Here is a 21389-nt window from a genome sequence, read left to right as displayed (position 1 = left end):
TGAGACAACATGTCGCAGTCAATCGTGCTGCGGGTATCGTGATGAGGTGACCACGACGAGTGCCCAGTCCGAGCCGCCCGCCGCGGACGGCCGCGCGACTCGCTGGAACGGGCACAAGGCCCGGCGGCGGGCCGACGTGATCGACGCGGCGATCACCGTCATCGAGGAAAACGGCGTCGAGGTGTCCGTCCAGCAGATCGCCGACCGGTTGAAGCTGCCCCGCCCGGTCGTCTACCGCCACTTCGACGGCCGCACCGACCTGGACGAGCAGATCCGCCGCCAGATCCTGGAATCCCTACTGGCACAGATCATGCCGACACTGCACCCCGACGGCACCGTGCGCGACGCCGTGCGCGGCGCGATCGGCACCTACGTCCGCTGGGTCGAGCGGCACCCGAACCTGCACCGCTTCATCGGCGGTGCCGCGCCGCAGGGCGAAACCTCGCTGGCCGGGGCCAGGGACCGGATCGGCGGCCGGCTGGCCGACATGTTCGCGCTCTGGCTGTCCGGCTTCGGCATCGACCAGGCCCGCGCGCGGCCGATGGCCTTCGGCATCATCGGTTTCGTCGACGGGGTGGTGAACAGCTGGCGCGCCGATGCCGGCACGACGCTCACCTCCGATCAGGTGGAAGGCATTCTCACCGAATCGGTGCTGGCCCTCTTCGAGGGCAACGCGCGCAGTCTCGGCGTGCCGCTGGAGCGCGATCTGATCGTGCGGGACCTGCTGGTGGCTCCGGAAGCGCTGAGCGCCAGGTGATCAGCGTGCGCGACGGTGCACGGCCGAGGTAGTTCGACCGCGAGACCACGGCCAGGCCCTTGTGCGGCTGCGGTTGCCGATCCCGAAACGGCGCAGCGCGATTGCTGGTGGCGTAGTGTGCGCCGAGCCACCGCGCCGGACCGGTAAGGTAGGCGCCCGCCTCCTCCCGAAGTTCGCGGCGGCGGTAAGCGTCGCCCCATGCCCTTTGGGTCGGGGTGTGCCGCAACGGATATCGATCGGCGAAGGTCACGACACAAACCAGCGGGCGAGACGGTACGGAGGAGGGGGACCACGTTGACTACGCTGAGGCCGGTGTCCGAACCTGTGCCATTGACGAGGCTGCTCGACGACGCGGGATTGCTGTCGCTCGAACATCGCCTGCACGTCGAGGAGGTGCTGGGTTCGCATCGGTGGCAGGCCGATATGGAGGCGGGGCGGCTCGAATTCCTCGGTGCCGAACGCACGGTGGTCTGCACGAAGTTCCATCTACTCGGGACCGCGGACACCGAATCATGGCTGTGGGCTTGGGCGAACCCGTGGGGTTTCGGCAAACCGCTGATCGCGGTGGCGCGGATGGTGCGCGAGTTCGGGATTCGCTACGGCGTCGCCGAATTGTGTGCCGCGGAGATGCCGGTCGCGCTCGGCCGGGCGCATCCGGAACCGCACCAGGTCGCGAATCTGCTGGCCGATGCCGCGAAAGTGGTGTCGGGGCACTGGAGTTCCTACTGCGGTGTCACCGACGGCACGTGCGTCGCGTTTCTGGTCGAGCATCCGGACTTCCGGCTGCCGCCGCCCACCGCGGCCGGGCTGGCCCGGGTGCTCGCGCACGGGGTGAACGCCCTGCCGCTGGTCGACTACCGCCGTGCCATGCAGAGCTACCTCAGCAGGCGGGGCATGGTCACCGAGTTCGTGGACCGTCGGCGCCTGCTCGAATTCAGCGGTTCCGGCGTCACGGGCACCATCGAATTCGATGCGGGCGGGCACGTGGTGAACCTCGAGGTCGGCGTGGCGATCGACCGTATCGAGCTACCGCCCGCACCCGTCACGAGGGCGGCGAACATCGAGATGTGCTGAGCCGCAGGCGGGTCCGGGCGGTCAGCCTTTCGTGCCCGTCAGCAGCTGGTAGCCGCGGTGCCAGGCCCATTCCACCGGCCCGCGCTCGAAGCGGCGCAGCCACAGGTGCGCGCTCGTCACGATGATCGCCGACACCAGCAGATACATACCGACCGTGAACGGGACGTACAGGTCCGGCGAGACCCGCGCGGCAAGACCGAAACCCCAGCCGTAGCACAGGATCGACGCGACCAGATTCTGCAGGATGTAGCAGCTGAGCGCGGTCCGCCCGACCTCGGTGAGGCGACGGCCGGCGAACCCGGCCTGCGTGCGGCGCAGGTAGAACTGCGCGACCAGCGCGAGAATGCCCAGCGCGACGAAAGGCGCGGTGCCGTAACGGGTGTAGAGGAACAGGTGCCCGCCGCCGAAGATGCCCGCGAGCAGATCGAGTGGCGCGGCGACGCCGAAACCGATGATCATCAACCGTTTGCGCAGCACGGCGCCCTCCGGTCGGAAGACCCCGGCCCGGAACAAGCGGGCGCCGAGCAGGAACAGCGCGATCGACATCGGGAAGACGAACAGCGTCTCCACCCGGAACGGGCCCACCTCCTGCACGCGGAAAACCACGAGATCCCAGAACGACCCGTCCGCATAGGGATTCGCGCGCTGCTGCGGTACCTCGGGCCCGCTGTCCTGCGGTGCGAAGATCGTCGCGAGCGCGATGAGCGTGAGCATCGCGATATGGACGCTCGCCGCGCCGATCAGCCAACGGCGTTGCGCGCGTTCACTTGTCGCGAGCAGATAGGCGACGACCAAACCGGTGACGGCGTAACCCATCAGCACGTCGAATTCCGCGACGAACAGATAGTTCAGCACACCGTCGAGCAGCAGCAGGCCCGCGCGCACCGGGTAGGTGCCCGGCCACTTGCGGCCGCCGCGCTGCGCGGATGCCTGCTGGATCGCCAGGCCGATGCCGAACATGATGGTGAGCAGGCCGAGGAACTTGCCTTGCGCCAGCTGCTGGAGCACCCGCTCGGTCCAGAGCCAGCCTTCGGCCTGGCCATTGAGCTCGGTGAGATAGCCGAGAAGGCCCCGGCTGTTGGTCATGATCCAGATATTGGTCCCGAGGGTGCCGAGGATCGCGATGCCGCGCAACACATCCAGCGCGATCAGCCGCGGGCGTGCGGGCACGACGGGGCCTTGCGCGCCCGAGGCGGCGGCGCGCGGATGGGCGAGAGAATCGGTCATGTATCGAGAATCGGCCCTCGGGCCGCGCGCGAGATCCTTCGGAAGTACCACGCGCAGGATGAATTCGCGGGTCGTCCGGCCCCTCCTTCGGCGTAACCCGGCACCGGAGCTCGGCCGATCAGCGGGCGCTGCGGCGCGCCGCGGAGCGTCCGGGGAGGGCCGTGCACGGACCGCATCCGGCGACGCCTACTAGGCTCGACCCATGCAGCGCATCATCGGAATCGAGGTCGAGTACGGGATTTCGACCCCAACCGAGCCGTCGGCCAACCCGATCCTCACCTCCACCCAGGCCGTCCTCGCCTACGCCGCCGCCGAGGGTGTGCCGCGGGCGAAACGCACCCGGTGGGACTACGAGGTGGAGTCGCCGCTGCGCGACGCGCGCGGCTTCGATCTGAGCCGGATGAACGGTCCCGCCCCGGTGATCGACGCCGACGAGGTCGGCGCGGCCAACATGATCCTCACCAACGGCGCGCGGCTCTACGTCGACCACGCCCACCCCGAATACTCCGCGCCCGAGGTCACCGACCCGCTGGACGCGGTGATCTGGGACAAGGCGGGGGAGCGGGTGATGGAGGCCGCCGCGCGGCACGCCTCGAGCGTGCCCGGCGCGCCGCGCCTGCAGCTGTACAAGAACAACGTCGACGGCAAGGGCGCCTCCTACGGCACCCATGAGAACTACCTGATGAGCCGCGACACCCCGTTCAACCAGATCATCCTCGGCCTGACCCCGTTCTTCGTGTCCCGCCAGGTGGTCACCGGTTCCGGGCGGGTCGGTATCGGCCAGTCCGGCGATCACGCCGGCTTCCAGCTGTCCCAGCGCGCCGACTACATCGAGGTCGAGGTCGGCCTGGAGACCACGCTCAAGCGCGGCATCATCAACACCCGCGACGAGCCGCACGCCGACGCGGACAAATACCGCAGGCTGCACGTCATCATCGGCGACGCCAACCTGGCCGAGATGTCGACCTACCTCAAGGTCGGCACGACCGCGCTGGTGCTGGACCTGATCGAGGCGGGCGAGGACCTGTCCGATCTGCAACTGGCCCGCCCGGTCACCGCCGTGCACACGATCAGCCACGACCCGACCCTGCGCGCCACCGTCGCGCTCACCGACGGCCGCGAGCTCACCGGCCTCGCACTGCAGCGGATGTACCTGGATCGGGTGATCAAGTTCGTGGATCGCACCGGCAACGACGACAAGCGCGTCCAGGACATCATCGAGAACTGGGCGATGGTGCTCGACCTGCTCGAACGCGACCCGATGGAATGCGCGAGCCTGCTCGACTGGCCGGCCAAGCTGCGCCTGCTCGAGGGCATGCGCCAGCGCGAGGGCCTCAGCTGGGCCGCGCCCAAGCTGCACCTGATGGACCTGCAGTACTCCGACGTCCGCCTGGACAAGGGCCTCTACAACCGCCTGGTGGCGCGTGGCTCGATGAAACGGCTCGTCACCGAGCAGCAGGTGCTCGACGCGATGACCAATCCGCCCACCGACACCCGGGCCTACTTCCGCGGTGAATGCCTGCGCCGCTTCGGCGCCGACATCGCCGCGGCGAGCTGGGATTCGGTGATCTTCGACCTGGGCGGCGACTCGCTGGTCCGCATCCCCACCCTCGAACCGCGCCGTGGCACGAAAGCGCATGTCGGCAAGCTGCTCGACGGCGTGACCTCGGCCGCCGACCTTGTGGAACAGCTCACAACCTAGGTATCAACACAGTTCCACATCGGTACGGAATACGACATCGCGTCGGTTCTGCTGGGTAGTGTTGAAGAACGGGCACGGACATTGCTCATGATCGGGGCCGTGCTCGCAAGTGAGCTCCGGTCATGATGAGGACAGAGGAGGTCGGCTGCCATGGCACAAGAGCAGACCAAGCGCGCCGGGGGCGGCGACGAGGATGAGGGCCCGGACGGTGTGGACGCCGCCGGTCAGGAGCGCCGCGAAAAGCTTGCGGAGGAGACCGACGACCTACTCGACGAGATCGATGATGTGCTCGAGGAGAACGCCGAAGACTTCGTCCGCGCGTACGTTCAGAAAGGCGGCCAGTGACAGTAGGTGACCCCTCGCGTCTCCACCTGGGGTACGCCCTCTCGTCCTTCTCCGAATACCTTCGTATGCACGCGCCGGACCTGTTGCCCGCCAACAAGTTCGCCGCGCTGGACGGCGCCGGGCTCGGCGCCGCCGCTGCGAAGGATCTCGCGCCGCATGGGACCACCATCGTCGCGATCAGCTACCGCGGTGGCGTGCTCATCGCGGGTGACCGGCGGGCCACCCAGGGAAACCTGTTGGCCAGCAGGGACATCGAGAAGGTCTACATCACCGACAGCTTCTCCGCGGCCGGTATCGCGGGTACCGCGGGCATGGCCGTCGAGATGGTGCGGATCTTCGCGGTGGAGCTGGAGCACTACGAGAAGCTCGAGGGCGTGCCACTGACTTTCGACGGCAAGGCGAACAAGCTGTCGAAGATGGTGCGTGAGAATCTGCCCGCGGCCCTGCAGGGTCTGGCGGTGGTACCGATGCTGGTCGGCTACGACCACAACGCCACCGATCCGGACCGGTCGGGCCGCATCGTGTCCTTCGATGTGGTGGGTGGACGCAGTGAAGAGCGGTTCGGTTACGCGGCGGTGGGATCGGGTTCGGTCTTCGCCAAGGGATCGCTGAAGAAGCTGTACACCAAGGGAATTGATCAGGAGCGGGCGTTGCGCATCGCTGTCGAGGCGCTGTTCGACGCGGCCGACGACGACACCGCGACCGGTGGCCCCGATCTGTTGCGCGGGATCTACCCGACGGCGATCGTGATCGACGACGACGGCGCGGTCGAGGTGACCGAGGATCGTCTGGCCGAGATCGCGCGGGCGATCGTCACCGACCGTGAGGCTGCGGAAGAAGGGAGCGCTCGCGCATGACACTGCCGTACTACGCGTCGGCCGAGCAGATCATGCGCGACAAGACCGAGCTCGCCCGCAAGGGCATCGCTCGGGGTCGCAGCGTCGTGGTCCTGGTGTACGACAAGGGTGTCGTGTTCGTCGCGGAGAACCCGTCCGCGACGCTGCACAAGGTGAGTGAGCTCTACGATCGGGTCGGGTTCGCCGCGGTCGGCAAGTACAACGAGTTCGAGAACCTGCGCCGGGACGGCATTCTCCGGGCCGACCTGCGCGGATACTCCTACGACCGCCGGGATGTGACCGGGCGGGCGTTGGCCAACGGGTACGCACAGCTGCTCGGCACCATCTTCACCGACCAGCTCAAGCCGTACGAGGTGGAGATCTGTGTCGCGGAGGTGGGGTATCCCGAGCAGCAGCCGACCTCGGTGCTGTATCGGATCACCTTCGACGGGTCGATCGTGGACGAGCGCGAATACGTGGTGATGGGCGGCACGACCGAGCCCATCGTCACGGCGCTGAAGGCGTCCTACCAGCCCGGCCTGGACCTGGCCGCCGCGATCAAGGTCGCGGTGCAGGCCCTGCAGGCGGGGGTGCCCGAGGGCGCGGAGAAGGAGAAGCGGGTGCTCGGCGTGAGCTCCCTCGAGGTCGCCACGCTGGAGCAGGCGCGGCCGCGGCGGGCGTTCCGCCGGGTCACCAACTCCGCGCTGGAGCAGCTGCTCGAGCCGCCGAAGAAGACCAAGAAGGCGGAGGAGCCGCCGGCCGCGGAGACCCCGGCCGCGGAGTAGCCGGAAAGCCGGTATCGGGCCCGTAGCGGACAAACGCCGCTACGGGCCCGAGCCGGGTCCGAGGGTCGAGCGAACCGGGCATAACGGGCTGAATCGTTGTGAACCCGTATGCGTTCGTGTTGTCCGCAGCCCCACGCGAGTGCATGACATGGCTGTAATGTCGATGGTGTGCAGCGACGAATCATGGGGATCGAGACCGAGTTCGGTGTGACATGCACCTTCCACGGTCACCGTCGGCTGTCCCCCGACGAGGTGGCCCGGTATCTTTTCCGCCGGGTGGTGTCCTGGGGCCGTAGCTCGAACGTGTTCCTCCGCAACGGTGCTCGGCTCTACTTGGATGTCGGGTCCCATCCGGAGTACGCGACTGCCGAATGCGACAGCCTGCACCAATTGGTGACCCACGACCGAGCAGGCGAGCGGGTCCTCGAAGAGTTGTTGATCGACGCCGAGCAGCGGCTCGCCGAAGAAGGCATCGGCGGCGACATCTACTTGTTCAAGAACAACACCGATTCCGCGGGCAACTCCTACGGCTGCCACGAGAACTTCCTCGTGGTGCGGGCCGGCGAGTTCTCCAGGATCTCCGATGTGCTGCTGCCGTTCCTGGTCACCCGCCAGTTGATCTGCGGCGCGGGCAAGATCCTGCAGACGCCGAAGGCGGCCACGTTCTGCCTGTCGCAGCGGGCCGAGCACATCTGGGAGGGCGTCTCCTCGGCGACCACCCGTTCGCGGCCGATCATCAACACCCGCGACGAGCCGCACGCGGACGCGGAGAAGTACCGCCGCCTGCACGTCATCGTGGGCGATTCGAACATGGCCGAGACCACCACCATGCTCAAGGTCGGCACCGCCGCCCTGGTGCTGGAGATGATCGAGGCGGGCGTCTCGTTCCGTGACTTCGCCCTGGACAACCCGATTCGCGCGATCCGGGAGGTCAGCCACGACCTGACCGGTCGCCGTCCGGTGCGGCTGGCGGGCGGCCGGCAGGCCAGCGCCCTCGACATCCAGCGCGAGTACTACGCCCGCGCGGTCGAACATCTGCGCAACCGGGACCGGGATCCGCAGATCGACCAGGTCGTCGACCTGTGGGGCCGCACCCTCGACGCGGTCGAGGCGCAGGACTTCGCGAAGGTGGACACCGAGATCGACTGGGTGATCAAGCGCAAGCTGTTCCAGCGCTACCAGGACCGCTACAGCATGGAGCTGTCCGATCCGAAGATCGCCCAGCTGGACCTGGCCTACCACGACATCAAGCGCGGCCGCGGCGTGTTCGACCTGCTGCAGCGCAAGGGGCTGGCCAAGCGGATCACCGAGGACGAGGCCGTGGACGCCGCGGTCGACACCCCGCCGCAGACCACCCGGGCCAAACTGCGCGGCGATTTCATCACCGCGGCGCAGGAGGCGGGCCGCGACTTCACCGTCGACTGGGTGCACCTCAAGTTGAACGATCAGGCGCAGCGCACGGTCCTGTGCAAGGACCCGTTCCGCTCGGTCGACGAACGCGTGGATCGGCTGATCGCCTCCATGTAGAACGGGGCGACCGAACCCGATCCGTCGGGTCTCGGTCGCCGTCGGATATCGGCGCTGACGTGCGGTGATGTCACGCGCGCCGATCGTGCCTACCGTGGAGGCATGGCAGATACCGAACTCTTGAACGAGCTGCTCGCCGTCGAGCGGCAGGGCTGGGACTCGCTCTGCGACAGCACCGGCGCCGACTTCTACGGTGCCCTGATGACCGGCGACGCCGTCATGGTGCTCGCCAACGGCATGGTCCTGGACCGCCCCGGAGTCGTTGCCGCCCTGAAGGATTCACCGCCCTGGCGCACCTACGAGATCCGCGACCCGCGCCTGGTCGACGTAGGCGTGCACAGCAAAATCCTCGTCTACACCGGCGTCGCCTACCGCGAAGCTCCCGCCCCAGCCTTCACCGGCCTCATGTCCAGCGTCTACCTCCGCGCCGGCGGCGAATGGAAACTGGCCCTCTACCAGCAAACCCAGCTCACCGACTGAGTTCGTCTTCGGCGAGATAGCGTTCCACGGTTGCGATCTTGGCGGTCATGGTGTCGGTGACGCCGGGGCGGATATCGGCTTTGAGGACCAGGCTGCAGCGGGGGGCGACGGCGATCACGGCGTCGGTGGCGGCTTTGACGACGGCCATCACCTCGTCCCATTCGCCCTCGACGGTGGTGAACATGGCATCGGTGCGGTTGGGCAGGCCACTGGCCCGCACCACGCGGACCGCCTCGGCCACAGCCCGGCCCACGTCGACGCCGGTCCCGAGCGGCGTCACAGAAAACGCGATGATCATGTACTCCATAGTGCCCAAGGGTTTCGGTGCGCGCGGAATCGCGCGCCGCCGCGCACGGTGGGCGCGCCGCCCATTACCCTCTATCGGGTGGCGATATCCAAGGTCGAGCGGCTGATGAATCTGGTCATCGCGCTGCTGTCGACCCGGCAGTTCCTGACCGCGGAGCGGATTCGGGACAGCGTCGCGGGGTACGAGGATTCCGTCAGCGACGAGGCGTTCAGCCGAATGTTCGAGCGGGACAAGAACGAACTGCGTGACCTGGGCATACCTCTCGAGATCGGACCGGTGAGCCGGTACTCGTCGGTGGAGGGCTACCGGATCAACCGCGACGCCTACGAGCTGCCCGAGATCGATCTGTCCGACGAGGAGGCGGCCGCGGTCGCGGTGGCCGTGCAGATGTGGGAGTCGCCGGAACTGGCGGCCGCCGCGGACGGCGCGCTGCTCAAACTCCGCGCCGCGGGCGTGCACGTGGAGACCGACGCCACGGTGGCCGCCGTGCCCGCGGTCCCGGCCCGCACCCGCGGCTCCGAACCGGTGCTGGGCAAACTTCTCGCCGCCATCGACGCGGGCCAGGCGGTGCGGTTCGAGCATCGCGGCGCGATCAACGCCCCCTATCTGATGCGCGACGTGGAGCCGTGGGGTGTGGTCACCCATCACGGCCGCTGGTATCTGGTCGGGCACGACCGTGACCGGGACGCGGTGCGCAGCTTCCGCCTGTCCCGGATCGGGGACGACGTCACGCCCTACGGCCCGGCGAACACGGTGCGCAAACCGGACGGCATCGACTTGCGCGCGATCGTCTCGCAGGTGACCAGTTCGGCGCCGGTCAGCGGCACCGCGACGGTGTGGGTGGCCGACGGCCGGGGCCGCGAACTGCGCCGGATCGGCCAGGTCACCGGTGAACGCACGATCGGCGGCCGGGCCGGCGCGGTGGTCGAGCTGCCGGTGCGCTCGCGCGACTGGATCGCCCGCCTGATCACCGGCCTGGGCCCGGACGCGGTGGTGCTCGCGCCCGAGGAGTTGCGCACCGACGTGGTCAACCGGCTGCGCTCGGTGTTCGATCGCACGGAGGTCACGGCGTGAATTCCCGGCTTTCCGTGCGGCTTTCGCGGCTGCTCAACATGATCCCGTACTTCATCGCGCATCCCGGCATCAGCGCCGCGGAGGCCGCCGCCGACCTGGGCGTCACGTCCAAACAGCTGATGAGCGATCTCAACCAGCTGTGGATGTGCGGGTTGCCCGGCTACGGTCCCGGCGACCTGATCGACCTCTCGTTCTCCGAGGAGAGCATCGAGGTCACCTTCTCCGCGGGCATCGACCGGCCGCTGCGGCTGACCTCGACCGAGGCGACCGCGCTGCTGGTGGCGCTGCGTTCGATCGTGGAGATGCCGGGCATGGTCGATCCGACCGCGGCGCACGCCGCCATCGCGAAGATCGAGTCGGCGATCGCGGGCGGCTCGGGCGCCGAACCGGAGCAGATCCGCACGCCGCCGCTGGAGGCGCCCGCCGTCGCCACGGTGCGTTCGGCACTGGCCCGGCAGCACGCGTTGCGCCTGGTCTACTACTCCGCCAGCCGGGATGTGGTGTCCGAGCGGGTGGTCGACCCGATCCGAATTGTGCTGGTGGACAACAACAGCTATCTGCAAGCGTGGTGCAGGCAGGCCGAGGGCGTGCGCCTGTTCCGGTTCGACCGGATCGAGGACGCCACCGAACTAGACGAGCCGGCGCGTCCGCCGAGTCACGCCACCGAGGAGTCCGCGGCGCTCGACCTCTTCCAGGACGATCCCGCGGTTCCCTTGGCGCGCTTGCGTATTCACCCCGACTACGCCTGGGTGCTCGATCAGTATCCGATGAACCGGATCGCGGTGCAGGCCGACGGCAGCCTGGAGGCGACGATGCGGTTCGCCACCCTGGACTGGATGGCGCGGCTGCTGCTCGGGTTCGGCTCCGGCGTGACCGCACTCGGGCCGCCGGAACTGGTCGCCGCGGTGCGCGAACGCTCCAACGCCGCCCTGGCCGCCTATGCCGCAGCGGGATTCGAGCCGACGTGAGCAGCCGGGTCATGGTGATCGGTGCGGGCAGCATCGGCATCTTCGTCGGCGGCAAACTGGCCGTCGCGGGCGCGGACGTCACCTTCGTCGGCCGGCCGCGGCTGCTCGACGAGATCGTCGCGTCCGGTATCCGGCTCACCGACCTGGACGGCGGGGACGACGCGCTGGCGGCCGACCGGTTCCGGGTGGCCACCGAACCGGACGATATCGGCTCGGCCGAGCTGGTGCTGGTCACGGTGAAATCGGCGGCGACCGCCGACGCCGTGCGCGAGCTCGCGGGCAAGATCCGCCCGGGCACCGTGGTGTTGAGTCTGCAGAACGGGATCGGCAACGACACCGTGATCCGGGAGATCCTGCCGCACTGCGTGGTGCTGGCGGGCATGGTCATGTTCAACGTGGTGCATCACCCGGGCGGCCGGTTCCATCGCGGCACCGAGGGCGGCCTCGCAGTGCAGGACGATCCGGAGCTCGCGCCGTTCCTGGGCGTTTTCGAGCAGGCCGGCCTGCCGCTGCGCCGCTACCCCGACCTGCGCCCGGTGCAGTGGGCCAAGCTGCTGCTGAATCTGAACAATCCGATCAACGCGCTGTCCGGGCGTCCGCTGCGCGAACAGCTCGCCGATCGGGACTATCGCCGCTGCCTGGCGCTCACCCAGCGGGAGGCGCTCACGGTGATGAACAAAGCGCGAATTGCGCCCGCGCGGCTGACCCCGGTGCCGCCGCGCGTCATGGCCACGCTGCTGACCGTGCCCGACGGGATTTTCCGGCGGGTGTTCGGCCAGGTGCTCGCCGTGGACCCGATGGCGCGCTCGTCCATGTCGGACGATCTGGCTCTGGGGCGCAGAACCGAAATCTCTTGGCTGTGTGGGGAAATCGTGGGACTGGGGGCCATGGTCGATCTTCCGACACCGGTCAATCAGCGGCTGATCGAACTGGTCGTCGCGGCGGAACAGGGGGATCGGCGCACGTGGACCGGGCCGGAACTGCTCGCGCAGCTGCGCGCGGCGCGCGCGGCGATCCGGTGACCCGGACCGGCGGGCCCGGCTGAACACCGGACAAACGAGGCGGACGGTGGCGTTCGCGCACGTCACCCTCCGGTAGCATCAGAACCATCACCAGTCTTGGGAGGTATTAATCATGGGCAGTCTGAGCATCTGGCACTGGCTGATCATTGCGGTCGTTTTCGTGATGTTCTTCGGTGCTAAGCGGATGCCCGACGCGGCCCGCAGCCTGGGTCGGTCGCTGCGCATCTTCAAGAGCGAGGTCAGCCAGATGCAGCACGAGGGCAAGGACGCCAAGGACGCCGACGCGCCCGCTCCGGCGCAGCCCGCGCAGCCGCAGCAGCTGCCGCCCGCGCAGCCGGTGACGCCAACGGCCACGCAGCAGCCCCACGCCGAGCCGAAGTCGCTCTGAGCTAGACCGAGAGTTATGCGGAGCGGGCCCGGGTCGCGCGGCCTGCTCATGGCGGAGTGCGGAAACTCACTCCGGGCCTAGTGCGCCGTCGTCGAGCGGGGCACTCCAACCCAGGGGCAATCACCAACCATGCGAATCCCGTTCGATCCCCGGCGCAGCAAGCGCAGGACCAACCCCGACGGCACCATGTCGTTGGTCGAGCATTTACAGGAACTGCGGTACCGGCTGCTGGTCTCGATCGCCGCGGTCATCGTCACCACGGTGCTGGGATTCATCTGGTACGAATACGGCTTCCTCGGGGTGTCCAGCCTGGGCGATATTCTGCGCGGGCCCTACTGCTCGCTGCCGGACTCGGCGCGTGCCGCGCTCAGTCCCGACGGTTCCTGCAAGCTGCTGGCCACCGCGCCGTTCGAGCAGTTCACCCTGCGGTTGAAGGTCGGCATGACCGCGGGCATCGTGCTCGCCGCGCCGATCTGGCTGTATCAGCTGTGGGCGTTCATCACGCCCGGCCTGTACGCCAAGGAACGCAAGTACGCGGTCGGCTTCGTCTCGACCGGCACGGTGCTGTTCCTCACCGGCGCCGTGCTGGCCTACGTGGTCGTGGCGCACGCGTTGAGCTTCCTGCTCTCGATCGGCAACAACGTCCAGATCACCGCGCTCAGCGGTTCGCAGTACTTCAGCTTCATCATCCAGCTGCTGGTGATCTTCGGCGTGAGCTTCGAAACTCCGCTGCTGATCATCGGATTGAACCTCATCGGGGTGCTCACCTATCAGCGGCTGAAGGCCTGGCGGCGCGGAATCACGTTCGGGCTCTTCGTGTTCGCGGCCATCGTGACGCCCCAGGACCCGTTCTCCATGCTCGCGCTGGCGTTCGCGCTGACGGTGCTGTTCGAGTTCGCGATCCAGTTCTCCCGGATCAACGACATCCGCAAGGCGCGCAAGGAAGCCGAGAATCTGGCCGCGCTCGCCGACGAGGAGGCGTCCGCGGTGAGCGGCCCGGAGCCGATCGCACCGGCCGAATCGATCGTGACACCCCCGGATAAAACTGCGCGCTCGATGTCGGACTACTCCGATACCCTCTGACGGTGACACATCACCGGTCGCACACGGGCGAGCTAGCGAAGTTCTCCACCGAGCTGAAATTCAGTCTCGATCCCTTCCAGCGCACCGCCTGTGCGGCACTCGAAGAAGGCCACAGCGTCCTGGTCTGCGCGCCCACCGGCGCCGGCAAGACGGTAGTCGGCGAATTCGCGGTACACCTGGCGCTCGCGGCGGGCGGCAAATGCTTCTACACCACGCCGATCAAGGCACTGTCGAACCAGAAGTTCGCCGACCTCACCGAGCGCTACGGCCGCGAGAGCGTCGGCCTGCTCACTGGTGACCAGTCGATCAACTCCGACGCACCGGTGGTCGTGATGACCACCGAGGTGCTGCGCAACATGCTGTACGCGTCCTCGGACGCGCTGCGCGGTCTGTCGTACGTGGTGATGGACGAGGTGCACTACCTGGCCGACCGCTTCCGCGGCGCGGTGTGGGAGGAAGTGATCCTGCACCTGCCGCCGGACGTGCGGCTGGTCAGCCTGTCCGCGACGGTCAGCAACGCCGAGGAATTCGGCGCGTGGATGGAGACCGTACGCGGCGACACCGCCGTGGTGGTGGACGAGACCCGGCCGGTGCCGCTGTGGCAGCACGTCATGGTCGGGCGGCGGATGTTCGACCTGTTCGACACCGATTCCACGGATCAGAAGGTGCTCGTCGACGAGGACCTGGTGCGGTTCATCAAACAGCGCGAACTCGCCGACCGGGCGAACAGCTGGGGCGGTCCGCGCAACGGTCGCGGCGGGCCGCGGCGCGACTTCCGGCCGCTGCCGCGCCCCGAGGTGCTGGCCAAGCTGGACGAAGAGGGCCTGCTGCCCGCGATCACCTTCATCTTCAGCCGCGCGGGGTGCGACGGCGCGCTGGCCCAGTGCCTGCGGTCGCGGTTGGACCTGGGCCGGGACGAGGACCGCGCCGAGGTCGACGCCATCGTCGACAAGCACACCGGCGATCTGCCCAAGGCCGATCTCGAGGTGCTCGGCTACTGGGAGTGGCGCGAGGCGCTGCATCGCGGACTGGCCGCGCACCACGCCGGCATGCTGCCCGCGTTCCGGCACACCGTCGAGGAACTGTTCGTCAACGGGCTGGTGCGGGCGGTATTCGCCACGGAGACACTGGCTCTCGGCATCAACATGCCCGCCCGCACGGTGGTGCTGGAGCGACTCGTCAAGTTCAACGGCGAGTCGCACGCCGAACTCACGCCTGGGGAATATACCCAGCTGACCGGTCGCGCCGGCCGGCGCGGCATCGACGTCGAGGGCCACGCGGTGGTGCTGTGGCAGCCCGAGGTGGACACCAGCGCGGTCGCCGGCCTGGCCTCCACCCGGACCTATCCGCTGCGCAGTTCGTTCCGTCCCGGCTACAACATGTCCATCAATCTGATCGACCGGATGGGCGCCGCCGAATCGCGGGCGCTGCTGGAGCGTTCCTTCGCCCAGTTCCAGGCCGACCGGTCGGTGGTCGGGCTGGTGCGTGGTATCGAACGCAACGAGGCCGCGCTGCGCAAGCTGCGCGATCAGCTCGGCGGCACGGAAGGCGGCTTCCTGGAATACATTTCGTTGCGCGAGCGGATCAAGCAGCGGGAACGCCAGCTGGAGCAGCAGGGCCGGTCCGACCGGCGCGGCGCCGCCGTGGAGGCGCTGGTCTCGTTGCGCCGCGGCGACGTGGTCGCGATCCCGTCCGGGCGGCGCGCCGGACTCGCGGTGATCCTGGAACCCGATGCGACGCCGGGCGATCCGCGACCGCTGGTGCTCACCGCGGACAAGTGGGCGGGCCGGATCTCGGTGGCCGATTTCCCGGTGCCGGCCGAACCGCTGGGCCATATGCGCCTGCCGCGACGGGTCGATCACCGGACCGCGCAGGCCCGCCGCGATCTCGCCTCGGCCCTGCGCAGCACCGGCATCTCCGCGCCGGGCCGGCCGCGCCGCGGCAAGCGGTCCGGGGCCGCCGACGACCGGGAACTGGCGACGCTGCGCCGCAGCCTGCGCTCCCATCCCGCGCACACGCGCCCGGACCGGGAGCAGATGGCCCGGATCGGCGAGCGCTACAACCGGCTGCTCCGGGAAACCGAGACCATGCGCCAGAAGGTTGCCGCGACGACGAACTCGCTGGCCCGCACCTTCGACCGGATCCTCGGCCTGCTGCAGGAGCGCGGGTTCGTGCACGACTCGGAGGTCACCGCGGACGGGCGCAGGCTCGCCCGCATCTACTCCGAGAGCGATCTGCTGGTCGCCGAATGCCTGCGGCAAGGGCTGTGGCGTGGCCTCGGTCCCGCCGAACTGGCCGGTGTCGTATCCATTCTGGTGTTCGAATCGCGCCAGGACGGTGGCTATCTCGGCGTGAGCGGGCCCACGGCGCCGATCCGCCGGGCCGTCGGCGAGACCATCCGGGTCTGGAGCGAGCTGCGGTCCGACGAGGCCCGGCACAAGCTGCCGCCCACCAGGGAGCCCGATCTGGGCTTCGTCACCGGCGTGCACAAGTGGGCGCGCGGCGACGGGTTGGCCGAGTCGTTGCTCGCCAGCGGCGACCAGGCCGCGCCGTTGTCCGCGGGCGATTTCGTGCGCTGGTGCAGGCAGGTCATCGATCTGCTGGACCAGATCCACGGCACCGCCGACGATCCGGAGGTCGCCGCGACCGCCGCGAAGGCGGTGCGGGCGATCCGGCGGGGTGTCGTCGCGGTGGATGCCGCATAACGGGCATGTCGGTCCCTAGACTGCGCAGAGCGAAGCGACAGCACGCGCGCAGCCGAGGCGGCGGCGGGAGCTACGCGTACCGGATTCGATTGTGATTTGATTTCTTTCGCGTACCGACCGTGGCGGAGGAGTCGAGTTATACGACGGTTCCCACGCGGGGGGCTACCGTGTGTACAACGATGCGAGTGGAGGCAACCAGATGAGCGGCCCGTTTGGACCCAGCGAACCCGGGGAGGGGCGCAACGATCCCACCCAGCAGTGGGGCGGCCAGCAGCCACCCGGACAACAGTGGGGTGGTCAGCCGCAGACGCCCGCGTCGGCGCAGCCGACCCAGCACTGGGGTGACCAGCAGCCGCAACAGCAGTGGGGCCAGCAGCCCGGCCAGCCGCAGTGGGGTCAGCAGCCCGCGCAGCAGTGGAGCCAGCCCGGTCAGCCGCAGCCGCAGCAGCAGTGGGGTCAGCAGCCGCAGCAGGATTGGCAGCAGGGACAGCAACCGCAGTGGGGGCAGCAGCAGCCCGGTCAGCCGCAGTGGGGTCAGCAGCCCGGACAGCAGCCGCCGCAGGGCGGTAAGGGCAAGGGCCTGATCATCGGCCTGGTCGTGCTCGGTGTGGTCGTCATCGGAGCCGTCGTCGCCCTCATCCTGGTGCTCACCGCCCAGGACAAACTGGACCAGGCCGCGGTGCAGGACGGCGTCAAGAAGGTGCTCTCCGACTCCTACGGCATCCAGGACGTCAGCGACGTCACCTGCCCCTCCGGCGAGGCCGTCAAGGTCGACGCCACCTTCACCTGCGACGTCAAGGTCAGCGGCGAAGCCAAGAAGGTGACCATCAAGATCACCAAGGAGGACGGCACCTACGAGGTCGGCCGCCCCAACTAGTCCCCCCGCCCGGCCGCACGCTCTCTCCGCCGAGCGTGCGGCCGAGTCGTGTGCGGGGTCCGGCGCTAGGGGCTGGTGGTGGTGTGACGCCTGCGGGTGTGGTCTGGGCCTAGGGGCTGGTGGGGTGGCGCTTGCGGGCCAGGGCGGCGATGCCGGCTCCGACGACGGCAAGCATCGACGCGGCCAGCGCGGCGAGGCAGACGGCGATCGTCATCATCACGGGGCCGAGGAAGCTGATCCGGCCCCACAGGCCGCATGGCCCGACGTCTTCGGGAATCGTGGCGCACTCGGGGTGCGGGCTGAGGATCTTGGCGAGGAACGCGAGCAGTCCCACCGCGAGCACCGCCGCGACCGTCATCGCCGAGGCCATGACGAAGCTCCACACAATTCGCATGCGCCCCAACCTATCTCGAGCCGTCGGTGCCGAGCCTTGACATCTGTGCCGTCGCGGGCGCTCAGGCGGGGTGGGTGAGGGCGGTGATGAGGCGGGTGATGGGGCTTTCCGCGTTGTAGGTCTTGGCGAGTTCGTGCAGGCGGTCGGGGTCGACGGGAGCGCTGGGGAGGGTGTCGGGGCGGGAGAGTTCCACGTCGGCATCGCAGACGACGCGGACGACCGGGGCGGCCGCTTTCAAATAGTCTTCCGCGGCACGGAGTTTGGCGCGCACACCCTGGGCGAGGTCGGCTTCGGGGTCTTCGACCGCGGCGACCAGGGCCTCGAGGGAGCCGAAGCGGGAGATCAGCATGGACGCGGATTTCTCGCCGATGCCCGCCACGCCGGGCAGGCCGTCGGAGGCGTCACCGCGCAGGGTCGCGAGGTCGGCGTAGGCACGGCCCGCATTCTCCAGTGGCACACCGTATTTCGCGGCGACTTCGGCGGGGCCGAACAGTTCCGCCTTGGCCAGCCCGCGTCCGGCGTAGAGCACGCGCACGGGTGGCTGCGGGGTGTCGCGGACGAGTTGGAGCAGGTCGCGGTCGCCGCTGACGACGACCACCGGGTCGGTGTGTTCCCGGGTGGCCAGCGTGCCGAGCACGTCGTCGGCTTCCAGTCCGTCCGCGCCGCCGGTCGCGATGCCCGCCGCGGCGAGGACCTCGAGGATCATCTCGACCTGCGGCGTGAGCGTGTCGGGGACCTGTTCCGCGCCGGGCCCCGCGTCGGCGGAGGTGTCGAGCCGATGCGCCTTGTACGAGGGCACCAGTTCCACCCGGAAGGTGGGCCGCCAGTTCAGGTCCAGGCACACGACCAGCCGGCTCGGCGCGTGCTTGGTGATCAGCGAGGCGACCATGTCGGTGAAGCCGCGCAGGGCGTTCACGGATCGGCCGTCGGCCGCCGTGATCTTCTCGGGGATCGCGTGAAAAGCACGGAACCACAGGCTCGCTCCGTCCAGGAGCAGCAGCGGTCCACCGGAGTGCGCAGCAGAAGTCACGCGGGTCACGCTACCTGCCCATGCCGACAATTCAGCGCGAAACACCGACTCAGACAGGTTCGCGCCGGGGTGTGTGTCACGCTCGGGTGCGCTTGCCGCACGGGTAGATCGGGGCACTTAGCTGGCTCAGACAGATCGTGCCGAGGGGTTGACAACATCTATCTGTGACACCCATTCTGAACGCAGTTCAATTCGAACCGTGTTCAGAATAGGTGAGTCGATGGCGACAGAGAGTTCGGACCGGCGGGCAGGTGGGGGAGGCGGGCCGGTGAGCGATCTGCATCCGGTGGCCCGGGTCACCCGGGTGGCCCTCGACCGCGTGGTGAATCCGTCCCGCCTGTCCGATCAGCGGCAACTGCGCGCTGCGGTCGCCGGCAAGACGGTGCTCGTCACCGGCGCCTCGTTCGGGTTGGGGGCCGCGACCGCGCGCGGCTTGGCCGAGGCGGGCGCCCGCGTACTGCTGGTGGCGCGGACGGCCGAGCGACTGGACGAGGTGGTCGCGGAGATCGAGGCGGCGGGCGGCCAGGCGTTCGCGTTCGCGGCGGACCTGTCGGACGAGGCGGCGGTCGCGGCGTTGATCAAGACCATCGTCGAACGGCACGGGGCGCCGGATGTGATCGTCAGCAACGCGGGTAAGTCGATGCGGCGGTCGCTGCACCTGCAATACGACAGGTTCCACGATTTCGAGCGCACCATCGGGGTGAACTACCTGGGTCCGGTGCGGCTGCTGCTCGGCCTGCTGCCGTTGATGCGCGAGCGGGGCACCGGTCAGATCGTCAACATCTCGACGATCGGCGTGCGGATCGCGCCGGGTCCGCGCTGGGGCGCGTATCAGGCATCGAAGGGCGCCTTCGATGTCTGGTTACGCAGTGTCGCACCGGAATTGGCGGCCGACGGGGTGACCGTGAGCACCGTGTACATGGCGCTGATCTACACGCGGATGAGCGCGCCCACGCCGATCATGCGCATGCTGCCCGGCCTGTATCCGGCCGAGGCGGCGGGCATCGTGGCCCGGGCGATCGTGCGGCGGCCGCGGGCGATCCAGCCGTGGTGGGTGCGCCCCGCCGAGGTCGGCTCCGCGGTGCTACCCGGATCGACGGCACTGTTCATGCGGGCGTGGGCGCGCGTCACCCGCGACACCGACGCCGCGCTCGGAGGTGGGCAGTCATGAGTCTGCTGCGGTCCGGTTCGGCGGTAGCCGCCGCGTTCGTGCGGTCGCGGGTGGTGTGGCCGGTCGGTCCCGCGTCCGCTGCCCGGATGGGTGCCGCGGTCCTGCGCAACGGATTGAATCCCGCTGTGTTGCTCGCGATCTCGGCCGCTCGCTGGCCGGACCGCACCGCGGTCGTCGACGAGCGGGGCATGCTCACCTACGCCGAGTTGTCCGAGCTGGCCGACGCGATCGCGGGCGGGTTGCGGGCCGACCACGGTATCGGCCCGGGCGCCGCGGTGGCCGTGCTGTGCCGCAACAGCCGCTATTACGCGGCGGGACTGTTCGGTGTGCTGGCGACCGGCGCGGATGTCGTGCTGCTCAACACCGGTTTCGCCGCGGAGACGCTGGCCCGCTCGCTGACCGGGCAAGCCGTCGCCGCGGTGCTGTGCGACGCGGAGTTCGTGCCGGTCGTGCGCGCCGCGGGATACGAAGGCCCCGTGGTGATCTGCTACGCGGAGCAGGAGGCAGCAGGGGATTCGGTCGACTCCCTGATGCGTCGTGGTCTGCGCGCACCGGTGCGAGTTCCGGCCGGGCGCTTGGTGATTCTGACCTCCGGCACCACCGGCACGCCCAAGGGAGTGCCCCGCGACCCGGCGGCGTCGGCGGTCGTCGGCACGGCCACGAGTCTGTTGCGCCGCACCGGGTTGCGCACCGGGGCGGGTATCGCCGTGGAGATCCCGCTGTTCCACGGGTTCGGTCTCGGTGTGCTGCTGCTGGGCATCGCGCTGGGCGGCAAGCTGATCCTGCGGCGCCACTTCGACGCGGCCGCCACCTTGGCCGCGGTGCCCGAGCATCGGGTGCGGATGCTGGCGGTGGTCCCGGTCATGTTGCAGCGGATCCTCGCGGTCCCTGCGGCGGATCGCGAACGTTTCGATCGGTCGTCGCTGACCGTCGTACTTTGCGGGGCCGCGCCGTTGCGTCCCGCGCTGGCAACGGAATTCATCGAGGCGTTCGACGAGGTGCTGTACAACGGGTACGGCTCGTCCGAGGTGGGGATCGGTTCGCTGGCCACTCCGGCGGATCTGCGCGCCGCCCCGGGTACCGTCGGCCGACCGGTGCTCGGCACTGAGGTGCGCATCCTCGACGACGCGGGCCGCCGCGTGCCGGCGGGTGTGGTCGGGCATGTGTTCGTCGGCAGCGCACTGGGTTTCACCGGTTACACCGGCGGCGGAGACAAGGGCCGGGTCGACGGCCTGATCAACAGCGGTGACCTCGGTTCGCTCGACGCGCACGGACGCCTGTTCCTCGCGGGCCGCGAGGACGACATGATCGTGTCCGGCGGCGAGAACGTCTATCCGCAGGAGGTGGAGGATGTCGTCGCCGCGCATCCAGAGCTGTGTGACGTCGCGGTGATCGGGGTGGACGACGACGAATTCGGCCAGCGGCTCGCGGCGTTCGCGGTGCCCGAGCCCGGCAGTGCGCCGAGCGTCGAAGACGTCCGGGAATACCTCCGGCACAACGTGTCCCGGTTCCAGCAACCGCGCGATATCCGGCTCGTCGCCGAGATACCGCGCAATCCGTCCGGCAAGGTCGACCGTCCCGCATTGCGCTCGTTGCTGCTCCGGCCACCCGGCTGAGCACCCTGTCGCGGCAGAAAG

21 protein-coding genes are annotated in these 21389 nt (G+C 68.9%); 17 read left to right on the top strand and 4 right to left on the bottom strand.

All coding sequences use genetic code 11. The annotated features are described in order from the left end of the window. Positions 1 to 46 precede the first annotated feature (46 nt). Both O3I_RS26970 and O3I_RS26965 read left to right on the top strand, forming a co-directional pair. Positions 47 to 757 carry a TetR/AcrR family transcriptional regulator gene (locus O3I_RS26970; protein WP_014986170.1) on the top strand — a complete coding sequence of 237 codons (711 nt, stop codon included), beginning with the start codon at positions 47 to 49 and terminating at the stop codon, positions 755 to 757. Positions 758 to 1069: 312 nt separating this feature from the next. Continuing rightward, entirely contained in the window at positions 1070 to 1831 is a 762-nt protein-coding gene (locus O3I_RS26965; protein ID WP_141691998.1) for a DUF6882 domain-containing protein, read from the top strand. Between the two features lie 21 nt (positions 1832 to 1852). On the opposite strand, the gene O3I_RS26960 is transcribed toward O3I_RS26965, so the two are convergent. Beyond that, positions 1853 to 3058, bottom strand: coding sequence for a DUF418 domain-containing protein (locus tag O3I_RS26960; RefSeq protein ID WP_014986168.1), 1206 nt, complete (start codon positions 3056 to 3058; stop codon positions 1853 to 1855). A gap of 202 nt (positions 3059 to 3260) precedes the next feature. Here O3I_RS26960 and dop point away from each other — a divergent pair, with 202 nt between their 5' ends. The 6 genes from dop (at position 3261) to O3I_RS26930 (ending at position 8733) form a co-directional block, all read left to right on the top strand. Beyond that, positions 3261 to 4760 carry a depupylase/deamidase Dop gene (dop, locus tag O3I_RS26955; RefSeq protein ID WP_014986167.1) on the top strand — a complete coding sequence of 500 codons (1500 nt, stop codon included), beginning with the start codon at positions 3261 to 3263 and terminating at the stop codon, positions 4758 to 4760. Positions 4761 to 4910: 150 nt separating this feature from the next. After that, positions 4911 to 5105: a ubiquitin-like protein Pup gene (locus tag O3I_RS26950; protein ID WP_014986166.1), complete on the top strand. Its 195-nt coding sequence runs from the start codon at positions 4911 to 4913 to the stop codon at positions 5103 to 5105. Next, complete coding sequence (gene prcB / locus O3I_RS26945) at positions 5102 to 5962, top strand: proteasome subunit beta (protein ID WP_041562900.1); 861 nt, start codon at positions 5102 to 5104, stop codon at positions 5960 to 5962. The genes O3I_RS26950 and prcB overlap by 4 nt, the downstream gene beginning before the upstream one ends. After that, positions 5959 to 6726, top strand: a complete 768-nt coding sequence (prcA, locus tag O3I_RS26940) for a proteasome subunit alpha (RefSeq protein WP_014986164.1) — start codon at positions 5959 to 5961, stop codon at positions 6724 to 6726. The genes prcB and prcA overlap by 4 nt, the downstream gene beginning before the upstream one ends. A 168-nt stretch (positions 6727 to 6894) precedes the next feature. Further along, complete coding sequence (gene pafA / locus O3I_RS26935; protein ID WP_014986163.1) at positions 6895 to 8253, top strand: Pup--protein ligase; 1359 nt, start codon at positions 6895 to 6897, stop codon at positions 8251 to 8253. Between the two features lie 102 nt (positions 8254 to 8355). Continuing rightward, positions 8356 to 8733: a nuclear transport factor 2 family protein gene (locus O3I_RS26930; protein ID WP_014986162.1), complete on the top strand. Its 378-nt coding sequence runs from the start codon at positions 8356 to 8358 to the stop codon at positions 8731 to 8733. On the opposite strand, the gene O3I_RS26925 is transcribed toward O3I_RS26930, so the two are convergent. Continuing rightward, entirely contained in the window at positions 8723 to 9031 is a 309-nt protein-coding gene (locus O3I_RS26925) for an MTH1187 family thiamine-binding protein (protein ID WP_041564424.1), read from the bottom strand. The two genes, O3I_RS26930 and O3I_RS26925, sit on opposite strands and share 11 nt — an antisense overlap. An 87-nt stretch (positions 9032 to 9118) precedes the next feature. Here O3I_RS26925 and O3I_RS26920 point away from each other — a divergent pair, with 87 nt between their 5' ends. The 7 genes from O3I_RS26920 (at position 9119) to O3I_RS44130 (ending at position 17157) form a co-directional block, all read left to right on the top strand. Further along, positions 9119 to 10114 (top strand): helix-turn-helix transcriptional regulator, encoded by a 996-nt coding sequence (locus tag O3I_RS26920; protein ID WP_141691999.1) that lies wholly within the window; start codon positions 9119 to 9121, stop codon positions 10112 to 10114. After that, positions 10111 to 11082 carry a helix-turn-helix transcriptional regulator gene (locus O3I_RS26915; RefSeq protein WP_014986159.1) on the top strand — a complete coding sequence of 324 codons (972 nt, stop codon included), beginning with the start codon at positions 10111 to 10113 and terminating at the stop codon, positions 11080 to 11082. Before O3I_RS26920 ends, O3I_RS26915 begins: the two co-directional genes overlap by 4 nt. Further along, positions 11079 to 12104 carry a 2-dehydropantoate 2-reductase gene (locus O3I_RS26910; RefSeq protein WP_014986158.1) on the top strand — a complete coding sequence of 342 codons (1026 nt, stop codon included), beginning with the start codon at positions 11079 to 11081 and terminating at the stop codon, positions 12102 to 12104. The genes O3I_RS26915 and O3I_RS26910 overlap by 4 nt, the downstream gene beginning before the upstream one ends. A gap of 112 nt (positions 12105 to 12216) precedes the next feature. Further along, positions 12217 to 12492 carry a Sec-independent protein translocase subunit TatA gene (gene tatA / locus O3I_RS26905; RefSeq protein WP_014986157.1) on the top strand — a complete coding sequence of 92 codons (276 nt, stop codon included), beginning with the start codon at positions 12217 to 12219 and terminating at the stop codon, positions 12490 to 12492. A gap of 129 nt (positions 12493 to 12621) precedes the next feature. Next, complete coding sequence (gene tatC, locus O3I_RS26900; RefSeq protein WP_014986156.1) at positions 12622 to 13575, top strand: twin-arginine translocase subunit TatC; 954 nt, start codon at positions 12622 to 12624, stop codon at positions 13573 to 13575. A gap of 2 nt (positions 13576 to 13577) precedes the next feature. Then, positions 13578 to 16280, top strand: coding sequence for a DEAD/DEAH box helicase (locus O3I_RS26895; RefSeq protein ID WP_014986155.1), 2703 nt, complete (start codon positions 13578 to 13580; stop codon positions 16278 to 16280). 199 nt (positions 16281 to 16479) lie between these two features. Next, positions 16480 to 17157: a DUF4333 domain-containing protein gene (locus O3I_RS44130; RefSeq protein ID WP_014986154.1), complete on the top strand. Its 678-nt coding sequence runs from the start codon at positions 16480 to 16482 to the stop codon at positions 17155 to 17157. 109 nt (positions 17158 to 17266) lie between these two features. On the opposite strand, the gene O3I_RS26885 is transcribed toward O3I_RS44130, so the two are convergent. After that, a complete protein-coding gene (locus tag O3I_RS26885) occupies positions 17267 to 17551 on the bottom strand; it encodes a hypothetical protein (RefSeq protein ID WP_014986153.1) in 285 nt (94 codons plus the stop codon). A 61-nt stretch (positions 17552 to 17612) separates the two neighbouring features. Then, entirely contained in the window at positions 17613 to 18581 is a 969-nt protein-coding gene (locus tag O3I_RS26880) for a 5'-3' exonuclease (protein ID WP_014986152.1), read from the bottom strand. A gap of 220 nt (positions 18582 to 18801) precedes the next feature. On the opposite strand from O3I_RS26880, the gene O3I_RS26875 reads away from it, so the two are divergent. Together O3I_RS26875 and O3I_RS26870 are read left to right on the top strand one after the other, a co-directional pair. Beyond that, positions 18802 to 19752 carry an SDR family NAD(P)-dependent oxidoreductase gene (locus tag O3I_RS26875; RefSeq protein WP_081594156.1) on the top strand — a complete coding sequence of 317 codons (951 nt, stop codon included), beginning with the start codon at positions 18802 to 18804 and terminating at the stop codon, positions 19750 to 19752. After that, positions 19749 to 21368 carry an AMP-binding protein gene (locus tag O3I_RS26870; RefSeq protein ID WP_014986150.1) on the top strand — a complete coding sequence of 540 codons (1620 nt, stop codon included), beginning with the start codon at positions 19749 to 19751 and terminating at the stop codon, positions 21366 to 21368. The genes O3I_RS26875 and O3I_RS26870 overlap by 4 nt, the downstream gene beginning before the upstream one ends. The last annotated feature ends 21 nt before the right edge of the window (positions 21369 to 21389 follow it).

The sequence above is a fragment of the Nocardia brasiliensis ATCC 700358 genome (assembly GCF_000250675.2).
GTDB classification, from domain to species: Bacteria; Actinomycetota; Actinomycetes; order Mycobacteriales; family Mycobacteriaceae; genus Nocardia; species Nocardia brasiliensis_B.
Note: the sequence above shows the minus strand (reverse complement) of the source record. Positions and strands in the feature narration are given on the sequence as shown.